Annotated in this window: 15 protein-coding genes and 1 tRNA gene; 5 read left to right on the top strand and 11 right to left on the bottom strand. The window is 63.4% G+C overall.

Annotated features, from left to right (window positions below; translation table 11 throughout):
* Positions 1-75: 75 nt before the first annotated feature.
* From rfbA to rfbB, 4 genes are read left to right on the top strand one after another with little or no spacing between them, the layout of a single operon-like run.
* Positions 76-954, top strand: coding sequence for a glucose-1-phosphate thymidylyltransferase RfbA (gene rfbA, locus HFP57_RS02560; protein WP_176868313.1), 879 nt, complete (start codon positions 76-78; stop codon positions 952-954).
* Positions 954-1,502 (top strand): dTDP-4-dehydrorhamnose 3,5-epimerase, encoded by a 549-nt coding sequence (rfbC, locus tag HFP57_RS02555; RefSeq protein ID WP_176868311.1) that lies wholly within the window; start codon positions 954-956, stop codon positions 1,500-1,502. The genes rfbA and rfbC overlap by 1 nt, the downstream gene beginning before the upstream one ends.
* Positions 1,499-2,356 (top strand): dTDP-4-dehydrorhamnose reductase, encoded by an 858-nt coding sequence (gene rfbD / locus HFP57_RS02550; RefSeq protein ID WP_176868309.1) that lies wholly within the window; start codon positions 1,499-1,501, stop codon positions 2,354-2,356. Before rfbC ends, rfbD begins: the two co-directional genes overlap by 4 nt.
* On the top strand, positions 2,353-3,420 hold the full coding sequence (gene rfbB / locus HFP57_RS02545; protein WP_176868307.1) for a dTDP-glucose 4,6-dehydratase: 1,068 nt from the start codon (positions 2,353-2,355) through the stop codon (positions 3,418-3,420). The genes rfbD and rfbB overlap by 4 nt, the downstream gene beginning before the upstream one ends.
* A 61-nt stretch (positions 3,421-3,481) precedes the next feature.
* On the opposite strand, the gene HFP57_RS02540 is transcribed toward rfbB, so the two are convergent.
* Positions 3,482-3,558 (bottom strand) — tRNA-Arg (locus tag HFP57_RS02540).
* An 81-nt stretch (positions 3,559-3,639) separates the two neighbouring features.
* Here HFP57_RS02540 and HFP57_RS02535 point away from each other — a divergent pair.
* Positions 3,640-4,143, top strand: coding sequence for a hypothetical protein (locus tag HFP57_RS02535; RefSeq protein ID WP_176868305.1), 504 nt, complete (start codon positions 3,640-3,642; stop codon positions 4,141-4,143).
* 1 nt (position 4,144) lies between these two features.
* Here the strand turns inward: HFP57_RS02535 and HFP57_RS02530 are convergent, their stop codons facing one another.
* The 10 genes from HFP57_RS02530 to HFP57_RS02485 form a co-directional block, all read right to left on the bottom strand.
* On the bottom strand, positions 4,145-4,696 hold the full coding sequence (locus tag HFP57_RS02530) for a gamma carbonic anhydrase family protein (RefSeq protein ID WP_176868303.1): 552 nt from the start codon (positions 4,694-4,696) through the stop codon (positions 4,145-4,147).
* A complete protein-coding gene (locus HFP57_RS02525; RefSeq protein WP_176868302.1) occupies positions 4,693-5,277 on the bottom strand; it encodes a GNAT family N-acetyltransferase in 585 nt (194 codons plus the stop codon). Before HFP57_RS02525 ends, HFP57_RS02530 begins: the two co-directional genes overlap by 4 nt.
* 156 nt (positions 5,278-5,433) lie before the next feature.
* On the bottom strand, positions 5,434-6,429 hold the full coding sequence (gene hemB, locus HFP57_RS02520) for a porphobilinogen synthase (RefSeq protein ID WP_176868301.1): 996 nt from the start codon (positions 6,427-6,429) through the stop codon (positions 5,434-5,436).
* A gap of 218 nt (positions 6,430-6,647) precedes the next feature.
* Complete coding sequence (locus HFP57_RS02515; RefSeq protein WP_176868299.1) at positions 6,648-9,650, bottom strand: valine--tRNA ligase; 3,003 nt, start codon at positions 9,648-9,650, stop codon at positions 6,648-6,650.
* A gap of 56 nt (positions 9,651-9,706) precedes the next feature.
* Positions 9,707-10,117, bottom strand: a complete 411-nt coding sequence (locus HFP57_RS02510; RefSeq protein ID WP_176868292.1) for a response regulator — start codon at positions 10,115-10,117, stop codon at positions 9,707-9,709.
* Positions 10,118-10,287: 170 nt separating this feature from the next.
* The gene (locus tag HFP57_RS02505; protein ID WP_176868290.1) at positions 10,288-10,710 is read right to left on the bottom strand and encodes a response regulator; all 423 of its coding nucleotides are present in this window, start codon (positions 10,708-10,710) and stop codon (positions 10,288-10,290) included.
* A 229-nt stretch (positions 10,711-10,939) separates the two neighbouring features.
* Positions 10,940-11,326, bottom strand: coding sequence for a response regulator (locus HFP57_RS02500; protein ID WP_176868289.1), 387 nt, complete (start codon positions 11,324-11,326; stop codon positions 10,940-10,942).
* A gap of 68 nt (positions 11,327-11,394) precedes the next feature.
* The gene (locus HFP57_RS02495; RefSeq protein WP_176868287.1) at positions 11,395-13,461 is read right to left on the bottom strand and encodes a S9 family peptidase; all 2,067 of its coding nucleotides are present in this window, start codon (positions 13,459-13,461) and stop codon (positions 11,395-11,397) included.
* A gap of 42 nt (positions 13,462-13,503) precedes the next feature.
* On the bottom strand, positions 13,504-13,965 hold the full coding sequence (locus HFP57_RS02490) for a DUF2497 domain-containing protein (protein WP_176868285.1): 462 nt from the start codon (positions 13,963-13,965) through the stop codon (positions 13,504-13,506).
* A 14-nt stretch (positions 13,966-13,979) separates the two neighbouring features.
* Entirely contained in the window at positions 13,980-15,443 is a 1,464-nt protein-coding gene (locus tag HFP57_RS02485; RefSeq protein WP_176868283.1) for a TolC family outer membrane protein, read from the bottom strand.
* Positions 15,444-15,451: the final 8 nt, after the last annotated feature.

Below are 15,451 nucleotides of genomic sequence, written 5' to 3'. Positions count from 1 at the left end.
GCGCTATCTATTGCGCGAACGGAGACAGTTCCCTACGCGCTCCATTCGGGAACCGGCAGTCCAGGGGGGAAGGCGGTGACACGGCGAGGAATCATATTGGCGGGAGGGTCGGGCACACGCCTGCACCCGCTGACCGCATCCGTCTCCAAGCAATTGCTGCCGATCTACGACAAGCCGATGATCTACTATCCGCTATGTACGCTGCTTCTGGCGGGCATATCGGACATCCTGCTGATCACAAGGCCGGACGACAAGCGGCAGTTCGAAAGGCTGCTCGGCGACGGCAGTCAATGGGGCGTTACCTTTTCCTACGCATCGCAGGTCGAACCCGACGGCATTGCCGACGCATTGTTGATCGGCGAGTCGTTCATCGACGGAGCGCCATCCGCACTCATTCTGGGCGACAATATCTTCTTCGGAGCCGGGCTCGAGAATCTGTTGTCGTCGGCGACGGCCCGCACCGCCGGCGCCACGGTGTTCAGCTATGCGGTCAAGGATCCGACGGCCTATGGCGTGATTTCTTTCGGGCCCGACGGCCGGGCGGCGGCGATCGAAGAAAAGCCGATCGCGCCGCAATCGCACCATGCGGTAACGGGTCTCTATTTCTACGACGGCCGGGCCAGCGAATATGCCCACTCGCTTCGGCCGTCGCCGCGCGGCGAGTTGGAGATCACGGATCTGAACCGGATCTATCTCGAGAATGGCGAACTCCATGCCGAAACCATGGGGCGCGGCTATGCGTGGCTCGATACCGGTACGCAGGCCGCACTGACCGACGCCAGTCAGTTCGTGCGGATCATTGAAGACCGACAGGGCATGAAAATCTGCTGTCCGGAGGAAATCGCGTGGCGAAAGGGGTTTATCACGACCGCGCAGCTCCGCGATCTGGGACGGTCGATCGGCAGCAGCGGCTATGGTGATTACCTGGTTCGGATCACGGACGAGGTCGGCTGATGCGATTTACCGCCACCGATATCGCCGATGTGAAACTCGTGAAGCCGGAGGCATTTGCCGACAAACGGGGAGATTTCTCGGAAATCTGGCGCGAAGAGCGGTTCGCCGACGCTGGCATCGCCGGTCCGTGGGTCCAGGACAATCACAGCCGATCGCGCCGATATGTGCTGCGCGGCATCCACTATCAGATCGAACAGCCACAGGGTAAACTCGTCAGGGCCTCTCGCGGACGGATTTTCGATGTCGCGGTCGATTTGCGGCGCGCTTCGCCAACATTCGCGCATTGGACCGGTCGCGAACTCAGCGCGCAAAACAGACGAATGCTCTGGATACCGCCCGGCTTCGGCCATGGCTTTCTGACGCTCTCCGGTGTCGCCCATGTAGACTATAAATGCACAGCCTATCATGCCCCCGCGCATCAACGGACGATCATCTGGAACGACCCGGATGTCGCGGTCGAATGGCCGCTTCCGGACGGCGAAGAGCCGATACTCTCGGACGCGGATGAAAAGGGCGTGCGCCTCGAACAAGCCGATCTCTACGCATGAAAGCGCTTATTCTCGGCGCCGGCGGGCAATTGGGACGGGCACTCCGCAAGACCCTGCCCAAGGAATGGAACGCCGCCGCACTGGCGCGGCACGCGCTCGATATAGTCGACGATGCGGCATTGGCGGCGGCGCTGGAGGCGACGCGCCCCGATCTGGTCGTGAACGCCGCCGCCTACACGCACGTCGATGCGGCGGAGCGACAGGAAGCGGCGGCGTTTCGGGTCAATTGCGAGGGAGCGGCGGCCGTTGCGCACGCCTGTTCGGCCCATGACGCCAAGCTGGTGCACCTTTCGACCGATTATGTGTTCGACGGACAAGACGACGGGCCGATCGGGCCCGAGGCCCCGACCAACCCGATAAACGCCTACGGACGATCGAAACAGGCCGGGGAACATCCGGTTCTCGCCGCCTCCGGCAATTTGCTGGTTCGGACGTCCTGGTTGTACGGCGCGCACCGGCGCAATTTCGCGACCCTTATACTCGACCGGATGACCGATGCCGGGCCGGTGCGCGTCGTTGCCGATCAAACAGGCGTTCCCACCCATGTGAACAGCCTCGCCAGGGCAATCTGGATACTGGCGGAACACGATGCGACCGGTATCCATCACTTCACCGATCGGGGCAGCGCGACCTGGTATGATTTTGCGCGTACGATCGCCGACAAGGCCCGATCGGCGGGCGTTCGGCCGGCCGGCGCCATCGATCCGGTAGCCACCGCCGATTATCCGTCCCCGGCCTCGAGACCGCGCTCGAGCGTGCTTGATTGCACGGCAACCTGGCCGATAACCGGCACACCGAGACATTGGGAAGAGGAACTCGATATCATGCTGGCGGAATGGATGGCCGCGCGATGAGCGCCATACTGGTCACCGGCGGAGCGGGATTCATCGGCGCAAATTTCGTCAGACACTGGCGCGCGACGCACCCGGCGGACGAGATCGTCATTCTCGACGCGCTGACCTATGCGGGACATCGCGAGAATCTGGACGGTATCGGCGGCGTGGAACTGGTCGAAGGCGATATCCGGGATTTCGAACTCGTGCAAAAGCTGCTGGCCGGGCGTAACGTTGGCCGCATCGCGCATTTTGCCGCCGAAAGCCATGTCGACCGGTCGATTCACGGGCCCGACATTTTCATCGAAACCAATGTGTTGGGGACACTCAGCGTGCTCAAGGCGGCCAAGGCCGTCTGGCTCGATACGGGTAGCGGCCGGGCGCATCGTTTCCATCATATCTCGACCGATGAAGTCTATGGCAGTCTCGGCCCGGACGATCCCGCCTTCCGTGAAATCTCGCGCTATGCGCCGAATTCGCCCTATGCGGCATCGAAAGCCGGCGCGGATCATCTCGTCCGCGCCTTTCATGCGACCTACGGCCTGGACACGACGATATCCAACTGTTCGAACAATTACGGGCCGTTCCAATCTCCCGAAAAGCTGATTCCGTTGTTCCTGATCAACGCGCTGCATGGCGAGGCGCTGCCGATCTATGGCGACGGGATGCAGCGGCGGGACTGGCTGCATGTCGGCGATCATTGCCGGGCGATCCAGGCGGTGATCGAGGACGGGAAGAGCGGCGACGTCTATAATGTCGGCGGCGGCGCCGAGCTGCCCAATCTCGAACTGATCGACCGGATCTGCGCGACCGTCGATCGCCTGTTCGAGACCGACCCGAGCCTGGCCGAGCGTTTCCCGGAAGCGCCCGCCGCGAAGGGCCTACCGAGCGCATCGCTCAAATCGCATGTCGAGGATCGGTTGGGCCATGACCGGCGCTATGCGATCGACGACAGCAAGATCGCCGCCGAACTGGGCTGCCGCCCGGTCAGGAGCATCGACGAGGGGCTCGAAGAGACCGTCCGCTGGTATCTCGACAACGAGACCTGGTGGCGCGCGGTGATGGTGCCGCAGGCGGCGGAATAGGGAGAAGACGTGACCGCTCAAAAACACACTGAGCGAAGCGACGTACTTTTGAGCGAGAGAATGGCGCGCCCGGAAGGATTCGAACCTCCGACCCCCTGATTCGTAGTCAGGTACTCTATCCAGCTGAGCTACGGGCGCGCGGGAACGGGCCATGTAGTCGGACTGGAACACGGGCGCAACCCCGTTGCGGGCAAAAGCCGCACCGCCTAGAGCCAAATCATGACCATGCGCAGCCCGCTTCCCTTCGCCATCCTGCTCCTCGCCAGCTGTGCCGGCCCAGAGGGCGAGGCACCCTCGCTCACGCCCCGGCCGATCGAGGGGATATTGGACGAGCCCGTCCGCGCCATCGCACCCGTGGCTTCGGCGAACGATGCGGCGCTTGCGGCCGAGATCGACGCACTGGTGCGCGAGGCCGAAGCCGGCGACCGCGCGTTCAGCCAGGCCTATCCCGCGGCGCAGGACGCCGTCGCCGCAGCGGCCGGCAGCTCGCTCGAGAGCGAGGCCTGGATCGGGGCCCAGCTTGCCGTGTCGGCGCTCGATTCGACGCGCACCGACACGACACGCGCGCTCGGATCGCTCGACGCCATTCTCGCCGAACAGGCGACGACCGGCGAACCGGCGGAAACCGAGCGGCTGCTCGCGGCGCGCGAACGCGTCGCGGCGCTCTACGAGGCACAAGTCCGGCGCTACGAGGCGCTGAACGGCCGGCTCAGGACCCAGTAAATCAGGAGTCTGCGACCGCCTCGGCGTGGATCGGCGCGAGCTCGGCATAATGCATCGTGCCGAGATTGTTGATCGCCTGCTGCTGCTCGGTCAGGTCGCGCATCTTCTTCGCCGGGCGCCCGCCCCACATCTCCCCGGCCCGGATAATCTTGCCCGGCGTCAGCATGCCGCCCGCCGCGATCATCCCGCCGCTCTCGATCTCGCAGCCGTCCATGACGATCGCGCCGAGCCCGACAAAGCTTTTGTCGTGCAGCCGCGCGCCGTGGAGCATCGCCATATGGCCGATCAGGGCGTCGTCGCCGATGATCGTCGGGATGCCCGGATGCTCGGGCCCGTGATCGCCGTCGCAATGGACGACCGTCCCGTCCTGAATATTCGATCGCTCGCCGACCGCGATATAGTTCACGTCCGCGCGGAGCACGCAATTGTACCAGATGCTCGATCCCGCACCGATCCGGACATCGCCGATCAGCCGGCAGCCGGGCGCGACGAAGGCCGTCTCGTGGATCTGCGGCGTCTTGCCGTTGAACGGGATGATACTGACGTCTTTCATGCTTTGACTTCCCCTTGTTCGAATTCCCCGCGCTTCGCCGCCCAGTCCGCGGCTTCCATGCGATAGACGATGCCGTTGCCGAGATCCGGCCCCCATTCGTCATACCAGTGATCGAGATCCGCGCGGCGCGCCATGCCGAGCCGTTCCATCAGCCCCCATGAGCCCTCGTTGCCCTCGACGGTAAAGGCGGTCACGAATGCGGGGGCGAACGTGTCGAACGCGTAGTTCATGCTCGCCACCGCCGCTTCGCGGGCATAGCCCTTCCCCCAGGCGTCTTCGCGCAACCGCCATCCGATCTCGATCGTGCCGGGATCGGGCAGCACGCCGTCATCGTCGACGCGCTTGAGCCCGCAAAAGCCCAGCAGCTCGCCATCGTCCTTGCGCTCGACGACCCAGAAGGTGTGGCCATGGTTGCGCTGCCAGCGGATGAACTTGTCGATCATCTCGCCGGTCTTGTCGCGGGTCTGCACGCCGAGCAGGTAGCGCATGACGTTGGGCTGCGAATTGACGTGCGCGTACATCGGCTCGCGGTCCGCATCGCGCCACTCGCGCAGGATCAGGCGGTCGGTTTCGATCATCATCGACGCTGATTAAACGGGAACGTTTCGACAACCAACCCCGTCATTGCGAGCGCGGCGAAGCAATCCAGAGCAAAAAGCGGATCGCCGGCTGCCCTGGATTGCTTCGTCGCCCCGAAACGAGTTCGGGCCTCCTCGCAATGACGGCGATGTCGAAATTCAGTCGGCCATCAGCCGCGCGGCATGGAGCGCGTGATAGGTCAGGACGCCCGACGCGCCGGCGCGCTTGAACGCGAGCAAGGTCTCTAGCACCAGCGCGTCGCGGTCCCCTGCCCCGGCCGCGGCCGCCGCCTCGATCATCGCGAACTCGCCGGACACCTGGTACGCAAAGACCGGCACTTCGAACCGCTCCTTCACGCGCCGGACGATATCGAGATAGGCGAGCCCGGGCTTCACCATCACGCTGTCCGCGCCCTCGGCGATATCGAGCGCAACCTCGCGCAGCGCCTCTTCGCCATTGGCCGGGTCCATCTGATAGGTCTTCTTGTCGCCTTTCAGCAGCCCGCCGCTGCCCACCGCGTCGCGGAACGGTCCGTAAAAGGCGCTCGCATATTTGGCGGCATAGGCCATGATCTGGACGGTCGTGTGCGCATCGTCCTCCAGCGCCTCGCGAATCGCGCCCACCCGGCCGTCCATCATGTCGGAGGGGGCGATGATGTCCGCCCCGGCCCGCGCTTGGTTCAGCGCCTGCTCGACCAGGACCGACACCGTATCGTCGTTGCGAACGTAACCGGAATCGCCGACCAGCCCGTCCTGGCCGTGCGACGTATAGGGATCGAGCGCGACATCGGTGAGGATGCCGATATCCGCGCCGAGCGCGTCCTTGATCGCGCCGATCGCCCGGCACATCAGATTGTCCGGATTGAGCGCCTCGGCGCCGTCGTCCGAGCGCAGATCGGGCGGCGTGTTGGGGAAGAGCGCGACGCAGGGGATGCCGACATCCGCCGCTTCCCGAGCCCGGTCGGCGATCTGCTCGACCGGCCAGCGCGAGACGCCCGGCATGGTCGCGATCGGCTGCTCGTCATCGCCATCGGTGACGAAGAGCGGCCAGATCAGGTCCGACGGATGGAGCCGATTCTCGGCGACCATCGCGCGCGACCAGGCCGTGGCGCGGGTACGGCGCATGCGCAGGGCGGGATAGGCGGCGTGTGACATGGGGAGCGGTTTAGCGGGGAGATTGCGACGTGCAAACCTTCTCCCTTGATGGGAGAAGGATATGGAGCCTTGGCGAGGAACGAGCCTAGACGGAGTTGGATGAGGGTGAACCCTCCGCTAACGACATCGCTAATGGATGAAACACCCTCATCCAACTTCAGCTAGCCAGACAAGCTGGCAAGCTTTTGTATCCTTCTCCCATCAAGGGAGAAGGGCGTTTAGCCCAACCGCTCCAGCGCAGCCTTGAGACGCTCCGCCTCCGCCGCCTTTTCCGCATGATCGGCGCGCGCCTTTTCCACCGCCTCCGGTTTCGCCTTCTCGACGAATTGCGGATTGGACAGGCGCTTGTCGAGCGAACCGGCTTCTTTCTGCGCTGCTTCCAGCGATTTGGTAAGGCGAGCTTTTTCGGCGTCGAGATCGATGACGCCTTCGAGCGGTAAGAAAATCGTTGCGTCTCCAAAACCAACCTGAATTCCAGGTCCCAAGTCTTGCATATTCCCGTTCCTGATCACTTTCTGCCCCAGTCGTGCAACCCGATTCAGATAGCGTGTGTGATCAACAAATTTCTTGAGCCATTCTTCCGACCCATTCCATAACTGCGCCGGGGTTCTAACCGAGGGTGAAATATTCAGTTCCGATCGAGCAGAACGAATTTGGCCCCCGAAGGCAAATATTGCCTCCATTTCTGCCGTAGCTTCCTGATCCACATCGGCTTCCGGCGAAGGCCATCTCGCAACAATAATGTCATGCGATCCACGCTCTCCCATCGCGTGCCACAACTCTTCGGTGATGAACGGCATGAACGGGTGCAACATAACCAACACCTGATCGAGTACCCAACCTGCCACCAATTTGGTTTCTTGCTTCCTTTGCGCGATCTCTCCGTCATTCGTGCGAGGAGAATCCGGATAGAAAGCAGCAATTTGCTCGTCAGTAGGAGCGTTCAATTCGTCCTTGGCCCGCTCAATGTATAAGTCGCAAAACTTATCCCAGACGAAATGGTAGATCGCGTCCGCCGCGCCGTCGAAACGCAGATCGTCGAAGGCCTTGTTCAGCGTTTCGAGCGTCTCGACCGTTTCGGAAATGATCCAGCGATTGACCGGCAACTCTGCCTCTGGCGCTTCAAGCGTCGTGCTCGCGCCGATCCCGTTTGCCTGGCAGAAACGCGCGGCGTTCCAGAGCTTGGTCGCGAAGTTGCGATAGCCCTCGACGCGCTTTTCATCCATCTTGATGTCGCGGCCCTGGCTTTCCATCGCCGCCATGAAGAAGCGCAGCGCGTCCGCGCCATACTTGTCGATCAGCCCCAGCGGATCGACGGTATTGCCCTTGGACTTGGACATTTTCTGCCCGTCCGCCGCACGAACCAGCCCATGCAGGTACAGCGTCTTAAACGGCACCTCGCCCATCAGATGCAGCCCCTGCATCATCATCCGCGCATCCCAGAAGAACAGGATATCGAAGCCCGAGATCAGGACGTCGTTCGGGTAGTGGCGGGCAAGGTCGCTGCCGGGTCTTGCGACTAGCCCCTCCCCTTGATGGGGAGGGGTTTGGGGTGGGGTGATCTCTCCGCTCCCGGTGTCGCGGGCCGATGGGTCACCCCCACCCAACCCTCCCCCATCAAGGGGGAGGACTTCTTGGATCATGTCGTCGGGCCAGCCCAAGGTGGCGAACGGCCAGAGCGCGGAGGAGAACCATGTGTCGAGGACGTCGTCATCCCGGAAGATCGGTATGAGGTCTTCGATGGTTTCCCGAAGCTCTTGGTGGCTGGCAAGAACATTGTCCCACTCAAGATAATCTTCTTCGGATTCGAGAAATTCGAACCGTTTGTCAGCGCCATAATATTTACGAAGATCTGCAAGTAACGCTTCCTCGGTCGCTGCAACGAATACCTCATCTCGTGTTGTGGATGAGAGATCGTGGAGGTCGATTGGTGTCTTTCGGTCCGGCCCATACCAGGCCGGTATCCGATGCCCCCACCAAAGCTGGCGAGACACACACCAGGGCTGGATATTCTCCATCCAGTTGAAAAAGGTCTTCTCCCAGCTTTTCGGGACGATATCGATCTCGCCCGAGCGGACCTTGGCCATCGGCTCGACGGCCAGTTTCTCGGCATCGACATACCATTGGTCGGTCAGCCAGGGCTCGATGACAGCGTTGGAGCGGTCACCATAGGGGGTGACGATCACGCGGTCCTCGACCTGTTCGAGCAGCCCCTCTGCCTCGATCATCTCGACAACCTTCTTGCGCGCGTCAAACCGGTCCATGCCGAGCAGCGCGTCCGGGATCAGCCCGTCCGCCGCCTGAACGACTTGTGCCTCCGCATCGAGCATGTTGAGCATCTCGGCGGGCTCGAAGCCCGCGCGCTTGCCGACATCGAAATCGTTGAAATCGTGACCCGGTGTGATCTTGACTGCGCCCGAGCCCAGCTCCGGATCGGCATGCTCGTCGGTGATGACGGGGACGAGCCGGCCGGTGATCGGCAGGCGGACATTCTTGCCGACGATATCGGCATAGCGCTCGTCGCTCGGATGGACGGCGACCGCCATATCGGCGAGCATCGTTTCAGGGCGCGTGGTCGCGACCGAAATCGCACCGCTGCCATCCTCCAAAGGATAGGAAAAGTGCCAGAAATGGCCGTTGATCTCGCTATTCTCGACCTCGAGGTCCGAGATCGCGGTCTTGAGCCCCGGATCCCAGTTCACGAGCCGCTTGTCGCGGTAGATCAGGCCGTCATTGTAGAGATCGACGAACACCTTGGTGACAGCCTTGGTGAATCCGGGGTCCATCGTGAACCGCTCGTTCGACCAGTCCATCGAACAGCCGAGGCGGCGAAGCTGCTGCGTGATCTCGCCGCCGCTCTCCTCCTTCCACTCCCAGACCTTTTCGACGAATTCCTCGCGCGAAAAATCGGTGCGCTTCTGCTGCGTTTCCATCAGCTGGCGCTCGACGACCATCTGCGTCGCGATGCCCGCATGGTCGGTGCCGACGACCCAGAGCGCGTCCTTGCCGAGCAGCCGCTGGTGCCGGACGAGGATATCCTGCAGCGTATTGTCGAGCGCATGGCCGATATGGAGGCTGCCGGTCACATTGGGCGGCGGGTTGACGATCGTCCAGGGCTCGGCCTCGGGCCGGTCGGGGCGGAACAGCCTTTCCTCTTCCCAATGGGCATACCAGCGCGCCTCGATGGCGGCGGGATCGAAATGTTTGGGTAGCTCGCTCATGGCGACAAGCCGTTAGCAAGGCCTATCGCCCCGCGCCACCGGCTTTTCGTCCCGCCTCACCCGGCGGAGAGGGCGCTCGCGATCCGCGTGTTCAGCTCCCCGATCGTGAACGGCTTCAACAGCAGCGCAAACCGGCCGCCGGCGCCGTTCATGAAATGATGGGTCGGCGATCCCGTCGTCAGCACGGTCGGAATGTCGAACGTCCGGCGGACCCGGGTGGCGAGCGCGACGCCGTTCAACTCGCCCGGCATCACGACATCGGTCAGCACCAGATCGACACACGCGTCGCCCGAAAGCAGATCGAGCGCCTCGCGGCCGTTCGATGCGCGCAGAACCCGATAGCCGAGCAACTCGACCATGTCGCCGGTGACAAAGGCGACATTGGCATCGTCGTCGACGACGAGGACCGTCGCCTCTGCGCGCGGGCCATCGCCCGCCGCATCGCTGGATTCGCGATGTTGAAACATGGTTAATCAACGGTTGGGCCGGACGGCCGTTCCGCCCGCCGCATCGCCAAGCGACGAAACGAGCGTGCGAAACGACCGGCGGAATCCCGGAAATCCGCGATTCTTGGGAGCAAGCCGCTGATTAATAGGGCAATATCGGGCTGCGTCAGCCGCGACCAGTTTCCGCAGCGTCAGTCGTCGCGCAGCGCCTCGTGAATACGCTCGTCCAGTTCCTCGATCAGGAACGGCTTCAGCACGACATCATATTTGCCGAGGCTGTCGATCGTGATCCGGTGATGGGGAAAGCCGCTGATCAGAATGGTTTTCAGGCCGGCCATCTCTTTCGCGAATTCCGCGATATCCGCGCCGCCCAGCTCGCCCGGCATCACGACGTCGGCAATCACGATGTCGATATTCGGATTGGTGGCCAGCACATCGAGCGCGGCCGTGACGTCCGACTTGGCGATGACCGAATAGCCGCACTCTTCCATCATCTCGCGCGTCACTTCGGCGACGTCCGGCTGGTCGTCGACGAGCAGAACGGTTGTCGGCCGTCCGGTGCGGTTGGGCCGCTCCGGACCGGCCAGTTTCTGGAGGAGTTTTGTAAATGCCATGACCGCCTAACGGCCCAGGCAGCGCGGAGTTCCCCGCCTGTCCCGACAAAAACCGGGCGCGATTAACCCTTTGTCCCGCCCCCGTCAGCCGCGCGTCGGCACCGGTCGAAAATCGAATGAAAAATCAGCATGATGAGCGGCAAGGGGCCGTTTTCGCCGGTTACCGTTCCTGGTTTCCGGAAGATGGACAACCAGGGTTTACGGGGTGTTTACCGGCATTTGCGGGGGTTTACCGGGATTCGAGCGCCGCGCGGATCCGTGCGCCCAGCTCTTCCATGCGAAAAGGTTTGAGGATCACGTCGAACCGGTCGAACTGGTCGCTGGGGATCGCCTTGTCGGCATATCCGGTGACGAGCACGGCCTTGAGACCCATCTCCTCCTGCACACGCTTTGCAAGGTCTGCTCCGTTGAGAGACCCCGGCATTACGATATCGGTGAGCAGCAGGTCGATATCGTCGCGCTCCTCGAGAAGATCGAGCGCGTTCTGGGCGTTACTGGCGTAAACGACGGTATAGCCCAGCTCTTCGAGCATGGCCTGGGCTACTTCGGCGACATCCTCCTGATCTTCCACGAACAGGATGGTTTCGCCGCCTTGTTGGTTTCCGTCGTTCGTCACAATCACCCTTTCGGCAGTTATTAGTGAATATCTGGTTAGCGCTATGGTTCCGCCGGCAAGCCGGCGGGTTATTCGACCGATGTCGCGTCAGGACCGGTCCATCGCGCTACCCATTCATAAACCGCGCGGTGCCATTGCAGGCTGTTGCGGGGCGAATTCACCCAGTGATTCTCATCCGGGAATATCAGCAACCGGGAGGCAATGCCCTGACGCTGCAGAGCGGTGAACGCTGCCAGACTCTGGCTGTAGGGGATGCGAAAATCCCGCTCGCCATGGATCACGAGCATCGGCGTCCGCCAGTTTTCGACATGGTTGACCGGGTTCCAGCGCTCATAGGCGTCTTCCCGCTCATAATAGGGCCCGCCGAAATCCCATTCGGGAAACCACAGCTCCTCGGTCGCATAGTAGAAGGGCCGCAGGTCGAACAATCCGGCATGGTTGACGAGGCAGTCGAACCGGTCCGGCCAGTTGCCCGCGATCCAGTTCATCATATAGCCGCCATAGGACGCGCCCAGCGCGCAGACGCGCTCGCCATCCATCCACGGATGGGCCTCGAGCACCGCGTCGAGACCGAGCTGGAGATCGTGCAGCGGCTTGCCGCCCCAGTCATTGTTGATGCTGTCGGTAAAGGCCTGGCCGTAGCCCGTGCTGCCGTGGAAATCGATCGTGACGACCGCATAGCCCCGGGCCGCCATCGCGGCGGGATTCCAGCGATAGGACCAGCTGTTGCTGAACGAACCCTGCGGTCCGCCATGGACGAACAGCGCAACCGGCGCCCGTGCATCGTCCGCCAGGCCCGCCGGCCGGAATATCTGGCCCTGGACGGTCTCGCCGTCGGCGCCCTCGAACGCAAAGCTCTCGCGCGTCGGCATGTCGATCTCGGACAGGCGCGCGCCGTTGACATTGGTGAGTTGACGCACCGTCCCGTCGGCTTCGATCCGGAAGAGATCGGACGGTGCGAGCGCGCTCGTCATGGCGACGAGCAGCGAACCGTCGGGCTGCGGCGCAACCGATCCGATGCTGCCGGCGCCCGAGACGCGTTCGATCGCGCCCGCGGCAAGCGCGTAGCGAAACACCGGCGTATCGAGCCCGTCCTGCGCGACGAGGTAGAGCGACTGCAAATCGGACGACCAGGCGATCCCGGCGACGCTCCGGTCCCAGTTCCGGGTCAGCGCGCGCGTCTCGCCGGTAATCAGGTCGCGCAGATGCAGTACCTTCCGGTCGCTTTCATAGCCTGGCCGCTCCATCGCGACATAGGCGAGATAACGGCCGTCGGGCGACGGGGTCGGCAGGGAATCGAGCGCGTCATTGCCACCGGTCAGCAGTTCCGGCGCGCCCGAACCGTCGGCCGCGACCCGGTAGATATCGAGATCGGTGGAGAGCGGTTCGCCCGGTCCGCTCTCGCGCAGGGCGAAGAAGAGTGAAGCGCCCGAAGGATGCCAGGCGATTTCCTCGCCGCCGCCAAAGGGCCGGCTCGGCACATTGCCATTGAACGGCCGCGACACGACCGCGCCGTCCCCCGAGATCACACCGTCGGCCATCGGGAAAGTCACGAGCCGCGATTGGGTGCCATCGTTCCAGCTGCCCCAGTGGCGGACGAAAATCTCGTCATAGGACCGGCCGCTGCCCGCATCGTCCGCCGCTTCCGCGTCGGGGCAGCTCGTTTCGGCGCATTCCGGCGCCTCGTCGAACCAGATCGCGATCCGGTCGCCGGCCGGCGCGACGCGGAAACCGGCGACATCGGCCTTGACGTCCGTGACCTGGACCGCATCGCCCTCGCTGAGCGGAGCCCGCCAGACCTGGCTCGATCCGCCGGCGTCCGACAGATAGAAGATCGACTGGCCGTCGGCGGCAAAGACCGGCGCGCTTTCGTCGGCATCGGCCGACGGACGCCACCGCTCGGGAGCAGAACCCGGTTCGCCGAGGTCGAGCAGCCACAGATCGCCCTGCCGCGCATTCTCCTCCAGATCGGTTTCGCTCTGCGCGTAGACCAGCAGGCTGCCATCGGCCGTGAGGCTACTGCCCCCGAGGCGGTTGAACTGGACGAGATCTTCGGGCGTCAGCGGCCGCGCGGTTGTGGCGGCTGACCATGCGGCCATGGCCCCGATCAGGCCGTATCGGACGATTTTGTTCATGGTCTTGCTTGATAGCGCGCCGACTGGCTTGCGCAAGCCGACTTACCCCCGCTGGGCGGCAATCCTGGCGATTTCCCGCGCGACCATCTCTTCCGCCATCGCCGGCAGATTGTCGTCGAGCCATTCCTGGAGCATCGGGCGAAGCATCTCGCGCACCAGACCCTCGAGCGGGTGCGCCGCATCGGTATCGCCGTCGCGGTTCGCCGGATTGGTGATCGCCGATAGCGCCGCGAGCGCGGCCTGGCTGGCCGCGACCGTATCGTCGGACATGATCGGATCCGCCGGATCGCCGGCTCCGGCGCTTTCCGCCGATGCCGCTTGCGGTTCGACCTGGTCGGTCAGTTCGAGCACATCGTCGGACGCGGCCGGTTCGGCCGGCTTGGGACGCTCGCGCCGCGAGCGTGCATCGGGTTCGGAAACGCCGGTTTCGCCGTCCTCCGCGATGATCTTTTTGATGGAGGCGAGAATTTCCTCCATCGTCGGTTCATGGTTAACGTCGCCCATGAGCGCGGCATGCCTCAATTTTCGGGATTTGTCACCACGCGTTGGGGATTATCGACCGTGCGTGTCGATTGAGTCACAGGGCGCGGATCGTCGTTCCAGTCGAACCATTGATCGTCGACGCGCTCATAGTTCACGTTCGGATCGTACAGCACACCGCCGTCCAGCCCCAGATCCTGCGCCTCGGCCTGCCCCATCGCCGCCAGCAGGTTGAAGCCCGCGACATAGGCGTTGCGCCGGGCGGTCACGAGGTCGACCTGGCTGTTCAGCAGTTCCTGCTCGGCATTAAGAATGTCCAATATCGTCCTCAAACCGACCGAATTTTCCGCGCGGACACCCTCGAGCGCCAATTCATTGGCCTCGACCGCCGTTTGCGTGGCGTCGATCACCTGCAAGCTCGCCCGATAGCGCGAGAAAGCGGCGCGAACATCGGCGACAACCGCGCGTTCGGTGGCAATCACCGTTTCCATCGCCTGCGTCCGCAACGCCTGGGTCCGACGGACCTGGGCTGCCGGCCGGCCGCCCTGATAGATGGGCAAGGTCGCGCGGAGGCCGACAGTCGCAGTCGTCTCCTCCTGAAAGAATCGCGCATTTTCTTCATCCGTAAGCGCCGGGCTGCCCAAGGTATCAAGGAAATTGTTGTAGTTGCCCCGCGCGAAGGCCTCCAACGTCGGCAGGCGGCTGCCACGGGCAGCAGCGATATCGCGCCGCGCCGCCTCGGCGTTGAGCTGGGCTGCGATCAAGTCCGGATTATGGACGATCGCGATATCTTCCGCCGCATCCGGCGAATCCGGAAGGTCCGGCAGAGGCGGCGGCGGCTCGAGCTCCTGCGGCCATTCGCCGACAAGCTGCAGATAATTCTCCTCCGCCGCGGCGAGCTCGGCCTGGGCGGTGTCCAGATTGGCGCGCGCCGTGGAGAGGCGCGCCTCAGCCTGGGCGACGTCTGTGCGAGTGAGATCGCCGATCTCGAAGCGATCGCTGGTCGCCTGCAGGTTCGTATCGAGCACGCGAACCTGATTGGCATTGAGATCGACGATATTCCGGTTGCTGATCACATCGAGATAGGCGGCAACGACGTTGGTAAAGAGATTGGCCTCCGTCGAGCGCAGATCGGCCTGCCCCGCCTCGACCCGTTCGCGAGCCGCGCGGATCCGGTTGCGCACGGTGCCGCCCTGGAAGATCGGCAAAGTCACATCCGCCTGCGCGCCGGTGTTGCGGGCAGGCGCAGTGAAGCTGTTCGCCGACGTGCGGACATTCTCGTTGTAGAAGCCAGTGACGGAAACCGAGGGCCGGCCGTCGGCGAGCGTCAGCGGAACATTCTCGTCATTGGCCCGCTGTCCCGCCCGCGCCGCATTCAGCGTCGGGTTGGTCTGATAGGCTTCCAGCAGCGCATCGCGCAGCGTTTCGGCCGGGGCGGGCGTCGCCAGCATGAGGGCAGCCGCCGCCACGCCGATCAGAAGGGTGTTCGCTCTGGGCGCCATGCTCAATC

The organism is Parasphingopyxis algicola (assembly GCF_013378075.1).
GTDB classification, from domain to species: domain Bacteria; phylum Pseudomonadota; class Alphaproteobacteria; order Sphingomonadales; family Sphingomonadaceae; genus Parasphingopyxis; species Parasphingopyxis algicola.
Note: the sequence above shows the minus strand (reverse complement) of the source record. Positions and strands in the feature narration are given on the sequence as shown.